The organism is Waterburya sp. (assembly GCF_058530065.1).
Genome location: NZ_JBZNBU010000337.1, coordinates 1 through 18,175 on the forward strand (window position 1 = coordinate 1; position 18,175 = coordinate 18,175).

At 37.9% G+C, this 18,175-nt stretch carries 19 protein-coding genes, 1 pseudogene and 1 riboswitch; of the genes and pseudogenes, 8 read left to right on the forward strand and 12 right to left on the reverse strand.

Going from position 1 to position 18,175, the window contains the following annotated elements; genetic code table 11:
- The coding region (locus AC33VI_RS20050) for a beta strand repeat-containing protein (protein ID WP_491784030.1) at positions 1 to 2,031 on the forward strand (2,031 nt) is incomplete at its 5' end.
- Between the two features lie 23 nt (positions 2,032 to 2,054).
- Here the strand turns inward: AC33VI_RS20050 and AC33VI_RS20055 are convergent.
- The gene (locus AC33VI_RS20055; RefSeq protein WP_491784031.1) at positions 2,055 to 2,753 is read right to left on the reverse strand and encodes an alpha/beta hydrolase; all 699 of its coding nucleotides are present in this window, start codon (positions 2,751 to 2,753) and stop codon (positions 2,055 to 2,057) included.
- 37 nt (positions 2,754 to 2,790) lie between these two features.
- Here AC33VI_RS20055 and AC33VI_RS20060 point away from each other — a divergent pair, with 37 nt between their 5' ends.
- Positions 2,791 to 3,891 carry a tocopherol cyclase family protein gene (locus tag AC33VI_RS20060; RefSeq protein ID WP_491784032.1) on the forward strand — a complete coding sequence of 367 codons (1,101 nt, stop codon included), beginning with the start codon at positions 2,791 to 2,793 and terminating at the stop codon, positions 3,889 to 3,891.
- Positions 3,892 to 4,059: 168 nt separating this feature from the next.
- Here the strand turns inward: AC33VI_RS20060 and AC33VI_RS20065 are convergent, their stop codons facing one another.
- Positions 4,060 to 4,638: a Uma2 family endonuclease gene (locus AC33VI_RS20065; protein ID WP_491784033.1), complete on the reverse strand. Its 579-nt coding sequence runs from the start codon at positions 4,636 to 4,638 to the stop codon at positions 4,060 to 4,062.
- Positions 4,639 to 4,771: 133 nt separating this feature from the next.
- Positions 4,772 to 5,572 (reverse strand): SAM hydrolase/SAM-dependent halogenase family protein, encoded by an 801-nt coding sequence (locus AC33VI_RS20070; protein ID WP_491784034.1) that lies wholly within the window; start codon positions 5,570 to 5,572, stop codon positions 4,772 to 4,774.
- 241 nt (positions 5,573 to 5,813) lie between these two features.
- A riboswitch (Glutamine riboswitch) is annotated at positions 5,814 to 5,885 on the forward strand.
- Positions 5,886 to 5,918: 33 nt separating this feature from the next.
- On the opposite strand from AC33VI_RS20070, the gene AC33VI_RS20075 reads away from it, so the two are divergent.
- Positions 5,919 to 6,242 carry a DUF4278 domain-containing protein gene (locus AC33VI_RS20075; RefSeq protein ID WP_491784035.1) on the forward strand — a complete coding sequence of 108 codons (324 nt, stop codon included), beginning with the start codon at positions 5,919 to 5,921 and terminating at the stop codon, positions 6,240 to 6,242.
- A gap of 294 nt (positions 6,243 to 6,536) precedes the next feature.
- Entirely contained in the window at positions 6,537 to 6,716 is a 180-nt protein-coding gene (locus AC33VI_RS20080; RefSeq protein WP_491784036.1) for a DUF4278 domain-containing protein, read from the forward strand.
- A gap of 124 nt (positions 6,717 to 6,840) precedes the next feature.
- On the opposite strand, the gene AC33VI_RS20085 is transcribed toward AC33VI_RS20080, so the two are convergent.
- Positions 6,841 to 7,971, reverse strand: coding sequence for a phosphatidylinositol-specific phospholipase C/glycerophosphodiester phosphodiesterase family protein (locus tag AC33VI_RS20085; protein WP_491784037.1), 1,131 nt, complete (start codon positions 7,969 to 7,971; stop codon positions 6,841 to 6,843).
- A gap of 413 nt (positions 7,972 to 8,384) precedes the next feature.
- Here AC33VI_RS20085 and AC33VI_RS20090 point away from each other — a divergent pair, with 413 nt between their 5' ends.
- The 3 genes and pseudogenes from AC33VI_RS20090 (at position 8,385) to AC33VI_RS20100 (ending at position 12,786) form a co-directional block, all read left to right on the forward strand.
- Entirely contained in the window at positions 8,385 to 9,950 is a 1,566-nt protein-coding gene (locus AC33VI_RS20090; RefSeq protein ID WP_491784038.1) for a neutral/alkaline non-lysosomal ceramidase N-terminal domain-containing protein, read from the forward strand.
- Between the two features lie 244 nt (positions 9,951 to 10,194).
- On the forward strand, positions 10,195 to 10,569 hold the full coding sequence (locus AC33VI_RS20095) for a response regulator (protein ID WP_491784039.1): 375 nt from the start codon (positions 10,195 to 10,197) through the stop codon (positions 10,567 to 10,569).
- Positions 10,570 to 11,245: 676 nt separating this feature from the next.
- Positions 11,246 to 12,786 (forward strand): annotated as a pseudogene (locus AC33VI_RS20100) (bifunctional aminoglycoside phosphotransferase/ATP-binding protein).
- On the opposite strand, the gene tgt reads toward AC33VI_RS20100, so the two are convergent.
- Together tgt and AC33VI_RS20110 are read right to left on the reverse strand one after the other, a co-directional pair.
- A complete protein-coding gene (gene tgt, locus AC33VI_RS20105) occupies positions 12,783 to 13,895 on the reverse strand; it encodes a tRNA guanosine(34) transglycosylase Tgt (RefSeq protein ID WP_491784040.1) in 1,113 nt (370 codons plus the stop codon). The pseudogene AC33VI_RS20100 and the gene tgt overlap by 4 nt on opposite strands.
- A 47-nt stretch (positions 13,896 to 13,942) precedes the next feature.
- On the reverse strand, positions 13,943 to 14,392 hold the full coding sequence (locus AC33VI_RS20110; RefSeq protein ID WP_491784041.1) for a hypothetical protein: 450 nt from the start codon (positions 14,390 to 14,392) through the stop codon (positions 13,943 to 13,945).
- A gap of 142 nt (positions 14,393 to 14,534) precedes the next feature.
- Here AC33VI_RS20110 and cobS point away from each other — a divergent pair, with 142 nt between their 5' ends.
- A complete protein-coding gene (cobS, locus tag AC33VI_RS20115) occupies positions 14,535 to 15,323 on the forward strand; it encodes an adenosylcobinamide-GDP ribazoletransferase (RefSeq protein ID WP_491784042.1) in 789 nt (262 codons plus the stop codon).
- Positions 15,324 to 15,410: 87 nt separating this feature from the next.
- Here cobS and AC33VI_RS20120 read toward each other — a convergent pair whose 3' ends face one another.
- From AC33VI_RS20120 to AC33VI_RS20145, 6 genes are all read right to left on the reverse strand, one after another.
- Complete coding sequence (locus AC33VI_RS20120; protein ID WP_491784043.1) at positions 15,411 to 15,539, reverse strand: hypothetical protein; 129 nt, start codon at positions 15,537 to 15,539, stop codon at positions 15,411 to 15,413.
- A gap of 125 nt (positions 15,540 to 15,664) precedes the next feature.
- Positions 15,665 to 16,369 carry an SDR family NAD(P)-dependent oxidoreductase gene (locus AC33VI_RS20125; RefSeq protein WP_491784044.1) on the reverse strand — a complete coding sequence of 235 codons (705 nt, stop codon included), beginning with the start codon at positions 16,367 to 16,369 and terminating at the stop codon, positions 15,665 to 15,667.
- Between the two features lie 19 nt (positions 16,370 to 16,388).
- Positions 16,389 to 16,958, reverse strand: a complete 570-nt coding sequence (locus AC33VI_RS20130; RefSeq protein WP_491784045.1) for a Uma2 family endonuclease — start codon at positions 16,956 to 16,958, stop codon at positions 16,389 to 16,391.
- A 192-nt stretch (positions 16,959 to 17,150) separates the two neighbouring features.
- Positions 17,151 to 17,384 (reverse strand): hypothetical protein, encoded by a 234-nt coding sequence (locus AC33VI_RS20135; RefSeq protein ID WP_491784046.1) that lies wholly within the window; start codon positions 17,382 to 17,384, stop codon positions 17,151 to 17,153.
- A gap of 78 nt (positions 17,385 to 17,462) precedes the next feature.
- The gene (locus AC33VI_RS20140; protein ID WP_491784047.1) at positions 17,463 to 17,723 is read right to left on the reverse strand and encodes a flavodoxin family protein; all 261 of its coding nucleotides are present in this window, start codon (positions 17,721 to 17,723) and stop codon (positions 17,463 to 17,465) included.
- 31 nt (positions 17,724 to 17,754) lie between these two features.
- A partial coding sequence (locus tag AC33VI_RS20145; protein ID WP_491784048.1) for an NmrA family NAD(P)-binding protein occupies positions 17,755 to 18,175 on the reverse strand: 421 nt, incomplete at its 5' end.

An 18,175-nucleotide genomic window follows, 5' to 3' on the forward strand; every position in this document is an offset into this window, starting at 1 on the left:
GAAATTACTACCAATAATCTCGATCTGATTGATGGAGGAGCTATTACCAGTGATGTATTTGGCGAGGGCGATGCAGGAAGCATAACTATCAATGCTGGCGGAACGGTTAATATCTCTGGATTCACGAATTTTAACCAACAGTTCGACCGAATTAGTCAGATTAGTAGTTCTTTAGAATCTGAAGCTATAGGTAATGCAGGAAATATCAACCTAACATCGAGCAATCTCAATCTAAGTAATAGTGGATTGATTACTAGTAGTACTAGCGGACAAGGGCAAGCAGGAAGTATCGAAATTGATGTGACTGGTGCGGTTAATCTTAGTAGTGGTGCAGAGATTTTGAATGATGTAGAATTTGGTGCGGTAGTAGCTGAAGGCATAAGAAGCAATGTTACTATCAATGCAGGTTCTATTTCTCTTGTAGATGTTGGTACTTCAATTGATACAACTACTTCTGGAGATGGAGATGGAGGAAATATTGCGATCGATGCCAATAGTTTTTCTTTAGCTGATGGTGGAGCGATTGAAGCTAGCACTTCAGGTACGGGAAATGGCGGAACTGTTACGATTAACGCTACAGATTCTATTTCTATCGATGAAGCAAGACCTGATGACGATCTGTTCAGTGGGATTTTTAACGTAGTAACAGAAGGAGCAACAGGTCAAGGGGGAAGTGTCGATTTAACTACAGCCAATTTATCAATTAATGATGGTGGAATCATAAATACCAGTACTTTTGGTGAAGGTAATGGCGGTACTATTTCAGTTAACGCCACAGATTCTGTGTCCTTAGATGGAACGACATTGAGTGGTGAATTTGCCAGCAGCATTTCTAACACAGTAGAAGAATTGGCAACAGGTCAAGGTGGTAGTATTGACCTTAGTACGGCTAATTTATCTATTACCAATGGCGCAACAATTAACGCCAGTACTTCAGGTGCGGGAAATGGCGGTACTATTTTAGTCGATGTTATAGATTCTATTTCTATTGATGGAACAACCCCTGATGGTCGATTTGTTAGTGGAATTTTTAACACAGTCAATGAAACTGCAACAGGTCAAGGTGGTAGTATCGACCTGAATACAGCTAATCTATCAATTACCAATGGTGGAATAATCAATGCTAGTACTTTTAGTGGGGGAAATGGCGGTGTTATTTCGCTCGATGCCACAGATTCTATTTCCTTAGATGGAACATCATCAGATGGCGCATTTTTTAGTGGTATTGCTAGTGCAGTTGGATTTAGTGGATCTGGGAATGGTGGCAATATTGAAGTTACAACACCCAGTTTGGAAATTACTAATGGCGGGCAAGTTTCTGCCAGTACTTTTGGTACGGGAAATGCTGGTAACTTGACTTTTAATATAGACGATCGCTTGACTCTTAGAGACAATAGTACTATTACGGTGCAAGCTGACGAAGCCAATGGCGGTGATATTACGATTAATGCTCCCGATGGTTTTGTAGTAGCTTTTCCCAATCAAAACGATGGCAACGGGAATGACATTACTGCTGCTTCTGGTGGAGGTGCGGGGGGCAATATCATTATTGAAGCCCAAGGGGTATTAGGATTGGAAGAAAGAGAAGCTGAAGAAAACAATAGTACTAACGACATTGATGCCAGTGGAGAAATTGATGGTAACGTCGAAATTACTACTCCCGATACAGATGCTATTGAAGGAGCAAATCAATTAACTACTGTTACTATAGAGCCAGGACAAACCATCGCCCAAGCTTGTTCCGCTCAAAGGGGAATCGCTAATAGTAATTTAGTCATTATGGGTAAAGGCGGTGTTCCTCACGCACCTTCCGATGCTTTGCAATCAGAAAGTATTAGTATTAACGGTGAGATTGCTCAAATAGAAGAATCTAATCCACAGTCTATTGCAGTTATCAATACTAGTAAAGGCAAGATTATTCCCGCTCAGGGAGTAAGAGTTACTGAGTCTGGAGAAGTTATTTTAACTGCCTACAAAACCAGCCAAAATTCTCGCACTCCAAGAATTACAGTTAATTGCAATCGCTCTTAAATGCTTAAATTCAATGTTTATTTTTAACAGTCTAGATCGATAATTTTTTGGATCAATTGGGAGATATATTCTGCTTGATTCATAATCATGAAATGACCCCCTTGTCTGACGTTAAAATCTTCCCGAACAAATCTATAGGGGAAAATGCGATCGCTTTCTCCGTGAATGTGATATAGATTTTGGGGGATAATTTCATTTTTCCAAACTATCAGGCGATCGATCGCCCATTTCATGAATTTGGCATCGGTATCTTGTAAAATGGCGCGAAAAAGTTTTCGTTCGGCAAAAGTATCTAAGCTAAAAAACCAAGCTGCAAATAGTTGACCGAGCCACAAGATTATTTTGGCTGGAATCGAACGATGGATGGGAAACCAACGGAATATTTGAAAATAAAAAGGAATTTCTTGTTGATTTTTAATACTAGAAATTAAAATAACTTTTTCAGTATTAATTTGTTTGGCGATTTCGATCGCAATTATGCCCCCAAAAGATAAGCCAATTAGAATAGGTTTTTCAGAATCGATCTGCTCTGTCAAACGTCGGGCATAGTCGGCTATGGTTTCGCGTTTTTCTGGTTCTAGCCAATAAATATGAACTGGATTGTAACCTTCAATTTTTAGCTTTTGAAAAACGCGATCGTCTGCCCCCAAGCCGCTCACACAATATATAGTATGAAGGGAAACTTCTAACTCTTCTTTCAGTTCTTGATTGGTTTGATTCATTTTCTCAACCAGATTTTATAACATTAATTACCAAAAAATGAATTTACCTGCGATCGCTTTTAAGTCAAATTTTAATCTTCCCCATAGTGGTTATCATGGGAATCTGATTAATGAAAATTATTTTGAAGGCTGGTATTATCGCCTCACTCTACCAGAAATAAAGCAAACTTTTGCTTTTATGTATTCTATTCAAGATCCTATCGGCGATCGAGCTAATAGTGGCGGTGCGGTACAAATATTAGGTATTGATGAAACTTATCTCTGTCGTACCATTAACAATACAGATGGTTTTTTTGCTGCTAGAAATCAACTAAGTTTCGGACATTGGGGCAAAACCAAGCTACAAGTTAAACCCGATCTACTATACCCCAAACAATTTAGGGAGAATATTATTGAAGGTTACCAAGCTACTGCTTTTCTCAATCAAGGAAAAATTTACGATCCTGTCAGAAAAGAATATTGTCGTTGGGAATATCGCATCAAACCTATTTATGGTTGGGGCGATCTCCAACAACCCCCAAAAGCTACCGCAGGATTTCTATCTTATTTCTCTATTTTTGAACCAGGATGGCAAATTACTACCGCTCTAGGATTGGCAACTGGCTCGATAGAATGGCGTGGCAAATGCTATCAATTCGATCGCGCTCCTGCTTATAGTGAAAAAAATTGGGGTGGTTCTTTCCCTCAAAAATGGTTTTGGATTAATTGTAACAGTTTCAATCAGAGCAAAGACTTAGCCATAACTGCGGGCGGCGGCATCAGGCAAGTATTGTGGTGGCAAGAAGAAGTAGCGTTAATTGGCATCCATTATCAAGGAAAATTTTATGAATTTGCCCCTTGGAATTCTCAGGTAAACTGGCGAATTGCACCTTGGGGTACATGGCAAATGGAGGCTATTTCCTCGCAATATCAAATACGTTTAATCGGTAAGACAGATGTTTTGGGTACTTATGTCCGCACCCCCACAGCCAAAGGGTTGGTTTTCAATTGTCGAGATACAACCCAAGGAAAATTGAGTTTAGAATTATCGGATGTCAATGGCAAAATCATAGTTTGCGATCGCACTAATCTCGCTGGTTTAGAAGTAGGTGGCGAGCCTTGGTATGAAGTATGGCAACATTTAACTAATAACTCCTAAGAAACAAATTAGTCTGTGAAGGCTGAAAAAGGGTTAAAGCAGTGGCGATAATGTAACTGTTTGGATATATCGAGCGCAGAAATAATATACCTTCAGGCGATCGAAGTTAATTTAGATACGATTTTATCAAAGAAACGCCTGGTGTGAATTAAATCTTAATAAACTGCTCTAGGCATCGAATATATCAACTAGATCTACTACTAATCCTGGTAAGATATCTTCTCCAGATAAATTACTGGGATTATCTAATACCTCTTTATCCTGCCCGTTACGATAGATTTCTACCTGTTTTTCGTCAGGGCAAATCAACCACCCCAGTTTAACTCCACAATTCATATATTCGACCATCTTCTGTTGTAGTTCGTTTCTGTCGTCGGTGGGAGACATTAATTCAATGACAAAATCGGGATCTATGGGAGCAAATTTGCGTTGTAGGGCTTTGGGTATTGCTTGCCAGCGATTTAACTCTATCCAACTAACATCGGGAGAACGAATCGCACCGTTAGATAGTTTGAAACCAGTGGAAGAGTCGAATAATTCGCCTAATTGCTGACGTTCGTTCCAAATTCCAATGCGAACGAGTAACTTGGAATTTTTTCTACCACTTTCACTCCCTGTTGGCGACATAACAATCAGTCTTCCTTCCTTAGTAGTTTCAAATTTGGTTTCTGGATTATTCGCGCATAGTTGCTCAAGTTGGCGATCGCTAATCTTGTCGGTAAATGCGGATATATCGATAGCAGTCATGATTTTGGAATAGTAATTTGAGAGAAAGATTGAGTGAGAAGTTGAGAGAGAGGGAGACGGGGAGACTAGGAGATATTATCCCGCGAAGACGGGACTAGGAGACTAGGAGGGCTTACAAGGTTTTATCAAAACATCAAAGTGATTCTAATTTTGTGTATGTTACGGTTTGGTTTATCTTGGGTTGACCAAACCGTTTCCAGGCATTACCGCCACGTAAAAATAATTCCATCCATCTTACTGTTTGACCATCTTTTTTTTGCCAGCCAGAACTACCTGGAGCAAAAGCTAAAGTTCCTTCTGGAACTCGAAAGCTACCATCAGAATAAACAGCATCACTGACTATATCACCTACACGAACTGTAACCTTGCTCGATAGAGGTAAATTAACGCTACTTGCTGGAATTGTAGTTTTGATATTGCCATAACCATCAGTCCAAGCCACACGATTTGTAGGTAAGTCGGGAATTTGCGAAGGCTTAATTTCATCTCCCAACAAACTATAATCATTACCTGCGATCGCTGCTGCTGCCGAGGGAAAAACATCACGAGAGCGAAATTGCGAACCACCTCTAGATACTTCAATCGTATTAATCTGTAGAGCTTCTTCTTTGATAAATGAAAGAGTATAGCCAGCCAAAACACCGACTATTTTAACTCCATTATGAAGCTTAACGTAAGTCAAACCTTCTCCTTCATTATCAGGTCGAGCTTCCAAATCATCTTGTCGAGGAGCGCAATTGTGAAAGATTAATCGTTTGGGCGCACCAGGGTTTAGACCGAGTTGAGCAATCCAGAATCCCGTTGCCAGAGTACTAAAAGGAGGAACACTAAGACAATATATCTGGGCAGACGGCAGCAAATGATTTAAGCGTTGACTGACTTCAGCAAAAGCAGGATCGCCAATACCATAATCGGCAATGAGATTAATAAACATCTATATATAGTGAAATAGCGACGGTTTTCTTTTAATAGTATTCTCTTTGTCAATCGGAGGAAACCTCTGAGGGGTCGTTTATCCCCGAATGGGGACACCGCTAGATTAATACTCCCACCCAGTTGCTGTAATGACTGGGTTCTTAACTATAGGTGATAACCGCTAAAAAAAGTAAGGATTACCGTATTTTAGCTGACAAGTTACAATCCGTTTTTTTGTTTATAATAATAGTAAGAAATAAATCGTTCATCTCTTGCTTAAAAGGCAATTTTCAAGAGACGGAAGTAAGGAAAATACCCTGAAGGAACGCGCCCCACAATTCACTACAGTAATTGGAGGCGAAACCATGAAACTTATTTATAGAGGTATTAGTTACGAATACAACCCACCTGTTGTGAAAACAGTTGAAGGTCAAGTTGGTGGCAAATACAGAGGATTAGATTGGCGTTTTCATAACCTTGAAAAAGCACTACTTTTACAACCACCTGTTAATCTAACTTATCGTGGTGTAACTTATGCGAATCGTCCTACAGCTACGACTGAATCTGTACCAACAGGACAGACCATTCAAGAAAAAGCACGTTGGTTGATGTTAAGTAAAGAAAAAGCAGCTAGAAATCGTAATGATTCTATGTTGAGCCGTTCGGCTCATGAAGTAGGTCTAGTGTAGACTTATTCAAGCCAATGAACTTTGCCATCTAACTTCAAAAGACAAAAATAAATAGTGCTCGAATTAGATCGATTTTTTCCCCCAGTTGCTTCTATGAAAGTGACTGGTTTTTTATAATGCTGTTTAATAGCTATCTCAGAAAGATATCAAACCCAGTCCTTTTAATCTCTACTTTTTCCCGATTTTTTCTTTTAATACAAAGTAACGAATCAAGGAAACTGCATATTTTTGAACATCTCAAATCTATTCAGTATTAACGATACTAAATCAATTAAAATTAATAGGAGAAAAATCATGAAATTACGTTTTTTAGGTCAAGCTTATTCTGTTTCAGAAAATTCAGTTGAAACCGTCGCCTCCAAACATACTGCTCGTTTTCTAGGTAGAAGTTATACACTTCGTCGCCCAGTTCAAATTATCAATTCTCCCTCTGGGATCGTTAAAAAATATCGCGGTGTAACTTACGGGGCTTAATCTTTTACTCAACAATTACCATTACTTAGAAGCTAGTCTTGCTATTAAGTTAGGCTGGCTGTTTTTTTGTCTGACAAAGATCCATGCCTTAGCCTTCGGCTTGTTCCGCAAACGCCAACAATTGTTAATTTAAACACTGCCCAAAAGTCTGAGATTCAATAAAATTAGCAAGACCTGCTAAATTGTCAGTATTGATTAAATCTACCCCCGCTTCATAAAGAGGTCTCCATACATTCGGAGAATCTTGAGGTAGATCCCACAAGCGAAATACTTTGTTGTCTCGATGAACTTGAGAGATAATTTTATCTAGTTCCGTTTTAGTATCTTGGGGGATAGTTCCAGTACCATCCCAAGCTAAATTATCGGTGAAAAGTTTATTCCAACTATCGCTAATTAGAGGCATAAACGTTGCGGTTGTATCCTCACCAATGTCACGTTTTCGCCCATCAAAGTTAGCGTAGCGAATCTTTTGACTTTCTAACAACTCTCTGGGACTATTTCCCGAAACAATTATACTCACTGCACCAGGATTAACGATATAGTTACCGTTGCTACCTTTGCTATATGTAGTAAACAATCCAGGAGAGCTAGCTTCGTACTTGGTTAAAATTTTATCTAGCCTCTTGTAAGTGGCAAATCCTGCACTTTTGATATCTATTAAAAGAGTTAGAGGAGTGCCATCAGCATAAATTCCACCATTATTTAATTTCTCTTTCAAGTTTCGCAACGGATCTAAATAAAGTTTTTTAAGGGTGGGTAGAGTTGTTGGTTCGACCAAGGGAAAATGCGCTATTCTGAGGTTTTCACCATCATCAGGAAAAAGCCAAATATCAACTTCAATACTTACAAAACCATAGCTTAGAGCATTTAGAAGTGGATATTTATGTTCGTAATCATTATGAGAATGGGTATGGGGTAATGCTACGGTTCTGGGAATAGGCGGTTGAGTAAGTTTGGTTTTGATAGGATAAGTTAATTTTGCTAAACCGTTTGAATTACAGTTTTTGCGATCTTTTATGATGATTCGATTATTACTCGTAATATTAGTAAAAGAAGTTTTATTACTATCTTTAAAATTAAAACTTGGAAGATCTTTAGAGAACAAAATATCTATAATCGAACGATTTGATAGGAGACCGCTGGATTGTTTAATAGATTTTTGGGTAATGGAATAATTGTTAAAAGTATCGGAGCTTGTACTTAATACTAGTTGTTGTTGATTGGCAAAAATTTCTAGAAGCAAGGAGACAAACATAGATCACTTGTTCTGGTTAATTATTAGTATTTATATACTCGTATTTTTGTTTGATATTGCTAAATTTAAGAGATTTTCAATTTAAAAATCTCTTGATTTTAATCGATTGAAGTATTTTCTTATAAAAAATTGTAAAAGAAAAATATAAACACAAAAATAATAAATAGTTAAAATCATAATAAAGTCATATTAATGAATTCTTTAATAGACTTATATCTAAACTTTTGACTTTCAAGGTTTAATCAAAGCAAGTTATACTTAAAAAGATCTAAAAGTCAGAAAACAAAACCGAACCAATCTATTTTTATAGGTAGAAATAAACAAAAAAACCAAAGATTTTATTTATTAAAAGATTAATTTTATCTTGTTTGAAAATTAACTATTGGTAAAATACTTATAGCCCAAAAAATATTATGACAGTTTACAATATTGGTACGGGAATAGCTGATATTACCACTCAAGTTAAGGGTCTAGTTATGCAAGGAATGGCAGATCCCGCTCAAAAAACTACAGGAGTTGAATCCAAGATATATTCGAGAGCATTTATTCTTGGAGATACTAGCTCTGGTGAAGTAGTAGTTATAGTCATTGCCGATATTTTAGCTGGTATGGATGCGTTAAAATCGGAAACGATTAAACGTTTGAAAACGCAGTTTGAGTCTCTATATAATGAAAAAAATGTTTTAGTTAGCGGTACTCATAACCACAGCGCGCCAGGAGGTTATTCCCACCATAAACTTTACGAACAGGTTATTGGGGGATTTAATCCTCATACTTTTGAATGTATTGTCTCTGGCATTGTTAAATCTATCCAAAAAGCTCATACTAATTTAGCTCCAGGTAAGATTTACCTCAACCGAGGAGAAATTGCCGATTGTGGCAGACAGCGATCGCTTTTGGCATATCTCAATAATCCCCGACTGGAAAGAGAGAAATACAATAGTGACACCGAGAAGGAAATACTACTCCTCAAATTTGTCAGGTTGGACGAGACTAAGGAATATCCCTTAGCTGTTTTAAATTGGTATGCAATTCATCCTACAGATAGAGGACAAAAAAACACTCTGATCTGTGGTGATAACAAAGGTCATGCTTCTTTTTTGTTTGAACGAGCTATGAAAACAGACTACGAAGCACAAGAGACATTTATTGCTGCATTTGCTAATTCCAGCTGTGGAGATGTATCGGGAAATGTCGAATTCGGACAGATTCCCGATGGTATTGATGATAAAAAACACATGGAACTACATGGCAGTCAACAATTTACTACAGCTCAAGAACTATTTAATACTGCCGTTGAAGAATTACAGGGAACTATTGATTACAGACATACATGGGTGGATATGTCCCAGGTCAAAATTGAAGATCGACCCAAACACAGAACTTATCCTGGAGCTTTAGGATTGTCGTTTATATCTGGTAGTACTGAAGATAGTATTCCTCGGATCGAAGTGGGTAGATTTAGCTTCAACAGCATTCAATTAAAAGAGGGCTTAGTTAAGGGCAAACTTACTATTTTTGAAAGATTAGTTTGGGCGATCTCTTCTACTGTATTGACGATTATATTTGGCAAAACTCAGCAAAAACCAGAATTTATCGACGGTCATGAACCTAAGCCCATAGTATTGGCAACAGGATTAATGAATCCACCCATTACTCCTAATATTTTACCCTTACAAATTATCAAAATCGGCAATCTAGTTTTGTCAGCTATTCCTGGAGAAATTACCACTATGGCAGGCAGACGTTTAAAAGAAACTATCCTGACTGAAGTTAAAGAGCTTGGAGTCAATTATTTAGCTTTGGCTACCTACTCTAACGAATACTCAATGTATATTACAACTAAAGAGGAGTATGAAAAACAGCATTATGAGGGTGCTGCCACCCTTTTTGGTGCTTATACATTAATGGCTTATCAACAGGAATTTCGCAAATTAGCTCAGACCTTCAATAAAGCTCAGACTTTCAATAATTTTTAATAATTTCTGTGTAAGCAAAAATAACTCTCATTGCAAATTGCTTACTTTTAGTCGAAACAGTTGTATCTTTATCACCCATTATTTTGGCTTCTGACTTCTAAGACTTCTGACTTCTAAGACTTCTGACTTCTAAGACTCCTGAGTCCAAAATCCTGTAATATATAAAAGTTTAAAAATAGTTAACTATCACAGAATAATCATATTTAACCGATAAGATTTTAAAATCTTTTCGGACTGTAAGAACATGGACACAAAGCGTATTTTATTTATCGATGATGAAGATGATATCAGAATGTTAGCTCAGTTTTGCCTAGAATCTGAAGCTGGTTGGTCGGTGATGAGTGCTTCTAATGGTCAAGAAGGAATTGCGATCGCCGAACAGGAACAACCCGATGCTATTCTCCTCGATGCCATGATGCCCGAACTAGACGGCATTCAAACTATAGCCGAGTTACAAAAAAATCCCAAAACCAAAAATATTCCTACTATTTTTATTACTGCTAAAGCTCAAGCAAGCGATCGTCGTCGTTTCTATAACGCAGGGGCGAAAGGAGTAATCAATAAACCTTTCAATTCTCTCACTTTAAGCAGTCAAATTTCTGGCTTTTTAGGCTGGTAACTTTCAACAATATAATTTAATACAATAATAATTTAATAACAGTCGATCTTTTTAAGATTCTCTCAAAAATCCTCACAGATTCTTCAAATTTAAAAACTATATTGAGATGAGATTGAAACGAGGATAGATTATGCCATTAACTATTAACTCAAAGTTAACGCCATAAACCTCAAAAATGCTTTGGTATTAGTTCAATCTAAGGATAAATTACAGTCGATAGGATGATGGAACTCTAGAAGCTAGAGTTTAGAAATAATTGTCTTTCTATAACCACGAATGTTATTGCAGCCAAACCCAAAAAAGCTTCAGAACTTACGCAAAAAAAGACAAACAATTCTCAAATCAATATTTTATAGACCGACTATAAATCCCAGATCGATCGCGTTTGATATCCCTATAAAAAAAATTGGTTTAAATAATTATGAATACTCGAAGTATTTGTCCCTGCTGTTCCAACCCATTAATACATTACATTGGCAATCATCGAGAATATTGGTTCTGCCCTCATTGCTGGTCAGAAATGCCCAATTTGGTCGCTTTTAAAATGGATAAAAGTTGGGAATCGACAAAATTAATTAATTTATCGACTAAATTGCCTAAGTCCCCCAAATTGGTATTGGTAAGTTAGACTGCATCCCTATAAAAAACAGTAGTTTGACTTTTTCAGAGACTGTTGATGATGACTAATCATATCCCTCGACTAATTGCTCGAATGCAACAGCCTAGTTTTTATACCCATGCTGTCAATCAAAAAATTGAATTAGTTCAAACTCATGCTTCCCTAGTTTTTTTGACAGGTGAATATGCTTATAAAGTTAAAAAAGCGTTAATTTTGGTTTTCTGGATTATTCTACGTTAGACAAAAGAAAGCATTTCATCAAAACAGAATTAAGGCTGAATAAAAAAATTGCTCCTCAGCTTTATTTAGAAGTTGTGACCATTCGTAGTGACAACCACGAGCTAAATCTCACAGGAAGGGGCAACATTGTGGAATACGCCCTTAAAATGCGTCAATTTCCGCAGAAAAATCTATTTAGCAATCTTTTAAAAACTGGTAAATTAAAGGGTCATTACTTTAGGGAATTGGGAAAAATTATTGCTCGTTTTCACGATTGTGCGGAAACCAACGATTTTATTAGCAGTTTTGGTACGGCAAACAAGATACAATCCGCATTTACCGAAAACTATCAACAGTCTCAAAAATATATCGGCACAATACAAACCAAAGAGCAGTTTATCGCCACTAAAGCATATACCGATACTTTTTTTCTGGAGCGAAAAGACCTCTTTCAAATGAGGCGCGATCGCCATAAAATTAAAGAATGTCACGGAGATTTACACCTGAACAACATTTGCCTGTGGCAAGACAAAATTCAGCTATTCGATCGCATTGAATTTAACGAATCTTTTCGCTTTGTAGATACGATGTACGATGTAGCATTTACCTTCATGGATTTAGAAGCTAGACAAGAACCAAAACTGGCTAATATTTTGCTCAATAGTTACCTAGAATATTCGGGAGATTGGGAAGGGTTATTAGTGTTGCCCTTATATTTAAGCCGACAAGCTTATGTTAGAGCTAAAGTAAACTCTTTTCTCTGGGACGATCCGCAAATAAATGAAACAGACAGAAAAAAAATCCAAGCATCTGCCAGTGATTATTATCGACAGGCATATCAATATACTCAAAGTAAGTCGGGTAGTTTAATTATTATGTCTGGGTTATCGGGTTCGGGGAAAAGTACGGTGGCTAAAACCATTGCTAGAAGCAAGAAGGCGATTATAATCCGTTCGGATGCGGTTCGCAAACATTTAGCGGGAACAGCTTTGGATGAGTCGGGAACAGATAGTATCTATACCCCAGAAATGACTCAGAAAACCTACAATCTCCTCCTAAAATTAGGCATTATGTTAACTAAAGAAGGATATACAGTCATCCTCGATGCCAAATACGATCGCCTTAGTTTGCGTCAGCCAGTAATTACTCAAGCTCAAGATGCAGGTATTGCTTTAACTATAGTTTACTGTACTGCACCAGACTCATTATTATACGATCGCTTAAACCAACGTCAAAATGATATCTCCGATGCAGGGGTAGATTTAATCGCAAGTCAAAAAGCTAATACCGAACAATTCACCACCGCAGAACGAGCTTATGTTATTACGGTGGATACTTCTCAAGCAAACTGGCAAGAAAAAACGGCGTTGCTAATTTAGCCAACAGCGCAATCTAGCCAGCCAGCGAAGTCTTCAGCGAAAGTTCCAGCAATAATTGAGGCGCGAATTTCTTGGGTAAAACGAATCAGTTCGGTAATGTTGTGCAGAGATAGCATAATATAGCCCAACATTTCTTGCGATCGCACCATATGACAGAGATACGCCCGACTAAAGTTAGCGCAAGCATAGCAATCACAAGTTTCGTCTAAAGGTCTATAGTCTCGTTTGAATTTAGCATTTTTGATGTTAATTCTTTCCCCTCTAACTAAAGCCGTACCGTGACGACCAAAACGAGTTGGAATTACGCAATCAAATAAATCTATCCCCGATGCGATCGCTTGTGCCATTTCGCGATAAGTACCCACACCCATGAGATAGCGGGGTTTATTTTCAGGTAACAAAGGGGCTGTATGCTTGACCGTAGCATTAATCAATTCTGGTTCTTCCCCGACACTGACTCCACCAATAGCGTATCCAGGTAAATCTAGTTCGGCTAATTGTTCTACCGCTAAGGTTCGCAAATCGAGGTGTATTCCTCCTTGAACGATACCGAATAGAGCTTGCCGATCTTTATTTTGATGTGCCTCAATACATCGTTTGAGCCAGCCATAACTTCTCTCTGTGGCTGCTGCTACTTGTTCTTTAGTCGCATTCCCAGGAGGACATTCATCAAATGCCATAATCACATCTGCACCCAAAGCATTTTGAATTTGAATCGATCGCTCTGGAGTTATTTCAATAATTCGACCGTCTCTAGGAGATTTGAACGTCACTCCGCGATCGCTGATTTGACGCATTTCGCTCAGACTGAATACCTGAAACCCACCCGAATCTGTCAGAATCGGTCGTTCCCAAGCCATAAAACTATGCAATCCTCCTGCTTCTGCTACGATATCTTCTCCTGGTTGCAGGTGGAGATGATAGGTATTCGCCAAAATCATCTGGGCGTTAGCGGTGGCTAATTGTTGCGGAATAACACCTTTTACCGTTGCCAAAGTACCAACAGGCATAAATCTGGGAGTCTCTACAATCCCATGAGGAGTATGAAAAACTCCCGCTCTTGCATTGGTATGACTGCAGTTTGCCTCACATTCAAATGAAAAACCCAAAATAGTTAATGGTTTAGTAGTTAGTAATTAGTAGTTAGATATTTTATCTAATGAAAATCTTCATCGTCTAGCTGCACGTCTAGGCGGGCTGATAAAACTTCTGCTACCATAGCTTCAATAGTTTCTGCGTCAATATTTTTAGAAACTGTTTGAGGACTTACATCTCGTACTACAGGTATAAGTCGTAACTGTAAATTATCCTGAATCAGATCGAAACAAGATTCTCCTTCCGTAGATTTACTTAGCTGTAGATAATCAAAACTATTGATATTTATATAGATTTTCTTATTAGCAATCAAGGTTGATTGATAAAGATCGCTGAATATTTCTTGAATAAATCCTTGTCCTTCGCTTTTCACTTCTCCTTCTATAGTCTGAACATAGCGAACATGACACATATCGCTCAACAAACGTCTAATATCATCATGATTGATCAAGATTCCTTCATCTACTATGCAGGGGGCTGGTAGAGACTTTATGCCTTGAGGTTTAGTCATAGGAAATAGTGTTTTAAGGTTTAAGTTGTATGGCTGCGCTATTTTCTGTTAGAAATATGCTTTAAAAATAAAGTAGCTTATGAAACAATATTAGCCCAACTTTTGCTATGTATTTAATCAAATTTTAATCAATTATCTACTGATGACCAAAATATCAATTGTTCGTTTCAGATTATGGATTTATGACTTAATTACTTCTTGGTGTAGCGGAGTGATTTTTTATACCATAATCCCCTTACCTGCTCCGTGGACGAATAATTGGTCGCGCATAGCTCGTTGGTGTCCTTTAGTGGGCTTATTAATAGGTTTGCTACTTTCTCTACTTAACTTATTTTTCACTTTATGTCATCTGCCAAGTTTAACTCGTATGGTTTTAATTGTGGCTAGTTGGGTGGCGATTACTGGTGGTTTACACTTAGATGGAGCGATGGATGCTGCCGATGGTTTAGGGGTTAGCGATCGCGATCGTCGTTTGGAGGTGATGAAAGATAGCGCGACGGGGGCTTTTGGGGCAATGGCGGCAGTTATTATTTTATTGTTAAAAACTACAGCTTTATCTGATGTAAATTTACCGTTGTGGTTGGTTTTGCTCTCTGCTACGGCATGGGGGAGATGGGGACAAGTAATGGCGATCGCTTGTTATCCTTATCTTAGAGAAACAGGGAAGGGTTCGTTTCACAAAGAGAATCTTCATCTACCTCAAGATATTTTATGGAGTTTATTTTTATTACTCGGCTGTAATAGTTGTTGGTTTTTCTTTACTTCTCTATTTTGGTGGCAAGTAGGCTTAATATTTATGGGCAATTTAGCGATCGCAATGTCAACGGGATTTTACTTTGCTCGTCGCTTTGGAGGACATACGGGAGATACTTACGGTGCGGTAGTTGAGTGGAGTGAGGCTCTAATTTTATGTTGGCTGACCGTATTTTAATTTTAGTTAAAGCTTCTTTGCATTACAAGCAGCGATTAAAAACTAAAGACTGTTCTCTTCCAGCAGTTCTTTTATCCCGAACTGAGGTTATTTAGCTTTTTGTCTTGCTTCCACAATTTGCCAGACTTCTTGCCATCGTTCGCTAATTAAGTCTTTCATTCTGTTGGATTGCCATTGAGGAATGCCATTAGTTTGTCGTTCTTTTTGTTGATTCATTATTGCAATAAATTTTGTTGAAGATAATGGGTGCTGTTTTTATGTTCTTAACAAGATATAACATTCTTTCTTTGTTTATTGCAAATTAAATTCAATAAGTAAAAAGAAGATTGACTTGAGAAATATTAAAAAGACATGATTTTGCGATCGCGCCACAGTTTTCCACTTTCTTTAACCGAGTCAATAGTAGCTAACCAAACTGCTGTATCTGCCCCTTGTTCGACAGTTCTAGGGGCGTTTGCTCCTCCCATATCCGAACTTACCCAACCAGGATCTACGGCGTTAACGGCGATATTTTTACTCGCTAAAACATCGGCTAGCATTATCGTTGCCCCATTAAGAGCTAGCTTGGATAAACAATAACTCGGTACACCTGCCGAAAGTCCTGCTAATTGCCCGTAACCACTAGAATAGTTAATTACTCTAGCATTATCGCTCTTCTCTAAAAGAGGTAGAAATATCTGCGTTGTCTTAATCGCACCAAAGGTATTGACGTTCAGAGTATGGGTTAATAGATTGCGATCGATATTGAGGATATTAAAACCGTTGTCGGGATAGATACCTGCATTGTTAATTAATATATTCAGATGGTCTATTTTGCCCTTTAATTCCTCAAAAGCTTTATTAATACTATCGTCTTGGGCAATATCGATTTCTACCGCACTAGCCAGAGGTGAATTGAGTTTGGCTACGGCTTCTTTACCTTGTTCGAGCGATCGCGATCCGATAATTACTCGTACATTGGCTTTTATTAATCCTTGAGCGATCGCAAAACCGATTCCGCGATTGCCACCTGTTATTAATGCAGTCGCCATCTGTTTGTTATTCATTTTTTTTACAAATAATTATTTAGCGATCGAAGATTTGTACTGTTGTTAAATCTAGTTCGGAAAACTGTGGTGAAACTAGCTTGGCTTTACCAGCAAAATTGCCAACTTCCCGATATATGCCATCTGATAATTCTAAAATTAATACTTTTTGGGCTTGAGGATCGATAATCCAATATTCAGGGATTCCACAGTCTTCGTATTGTCTGCGTTTAGCGATATAGTCTCTATTGCGCTGTAATTCTCCTGGGCTGACAACTTCTACAACCAACAAAGGAGGCGACATACTCAAACGAACCGTATTGCGCTTTGCCAACTGCTCGATATGTTCTTCCCGCAGGATAGTTAAATCGGGATAGCGATTTCTGGGTTCGCCATTTACTTCCAATTCCAAGCCATGTCCTCGTACTCGACGATAACCAATCAGTGCTGCAAATTGAATCAATAGAAAGGTGGCAATTTGTACGTTTCTTCCCGACTCTGGAGGCATTTCGATTAATTCTCCATTAAACAGTTCATACAGCTTATCTGTGCCATCATCATAATTAAGATATTCTTCAAAGCTTTGAAATCGAGGTTTGACTTGAATCATGGTTCTACTGAATCAAAAGTAGTTTTTTTTATTTTAAATCTTGCGTTAATCATGGTATCTCGCGAAGCGAGGCATATTAACTATCTGTAATTAATGCTGTTTTATTTTGCTTATTTTCCATTCTTCTCTACTCCTCTTTGCAAAGTACAATTGTTAAAGTTAGCCAAATTGTCTAAATTTGGGCTTAAATTACTACTTGTGAAAACGTTTAACCATTTCTGCTATACGACGACCTAAAGCTTCGCCAGTCAATTTATCTTCTTGATTGGGAGCAATATCTATCGATTCTTGGGCTGCTTGTCCCATTGCACCAATATAGCCACCTAAGCGATTAATGCCGTTTTCATTTCCAGGTGTTTCATCTAATCCCACCCAAATCATTCCTTGTTGGGCAGCTAAGATAAACATAGTTATTAAAGCATTCATTTTATCTCCACTAGGGCTTCCCGAAACTGTAAAACCAGCAGCAAGTTTATTTTTCCATTGACGGCTAAAATAAACTGCTCAAGTAGCATCAGTAAAAGCTTTAAATTGGGCTGAAACACTCCCCATATAAGTAGGGCTACCAAAAATAATGGCATCAGAAGCATTTAATTGTTCCATCATCGTTTCATCTTGCCAACGTCCATCAACAATTTGACTACCTGTAATAGCCAATAAATTGACTTTAATGTTTTCAAGTGAAGCAGCACCTTTATATACGGCTTTCGCCATTTGAGTTGTATGACCTGAACCAGAATGATAAATAATGGATATGGTTTTCATGATGATAATTTCTTAGATAAATACTGATATTTTAATATTTCAACTGTTGGCGATAGTTAACTGCAAAATCTCTCCAAGTGTTTGGTTTGCGTCCGACTATGGCTTCAAAGTTATCGAAAGTACGATCGCTTTCGGGGATTTTATCGGCTACGTTTAATTCAAATTGAGTATAGACGCAATTCATATAGGCATTAGAGTTAATAGCTTCTACTCCTGCTTGTAAAGCATTATCTAAAAACTCTTTTGGAGGATGAATTTCGGTGGTAAATGGCTGCCCCACAACTTCAGTAAGAATCTGCGCTACTTCATCCATTGTTTTGGCATCGTAACCAAGGGGTATTGTCTGTCCGTTATATTTTTCTGGATTCAGTAAAGTTTCAACTGCCACCGCAGCTAAATCGTAACAATCGATCCAACTCCAACGAGCATTGCCAATATAGTTAGTAATTACC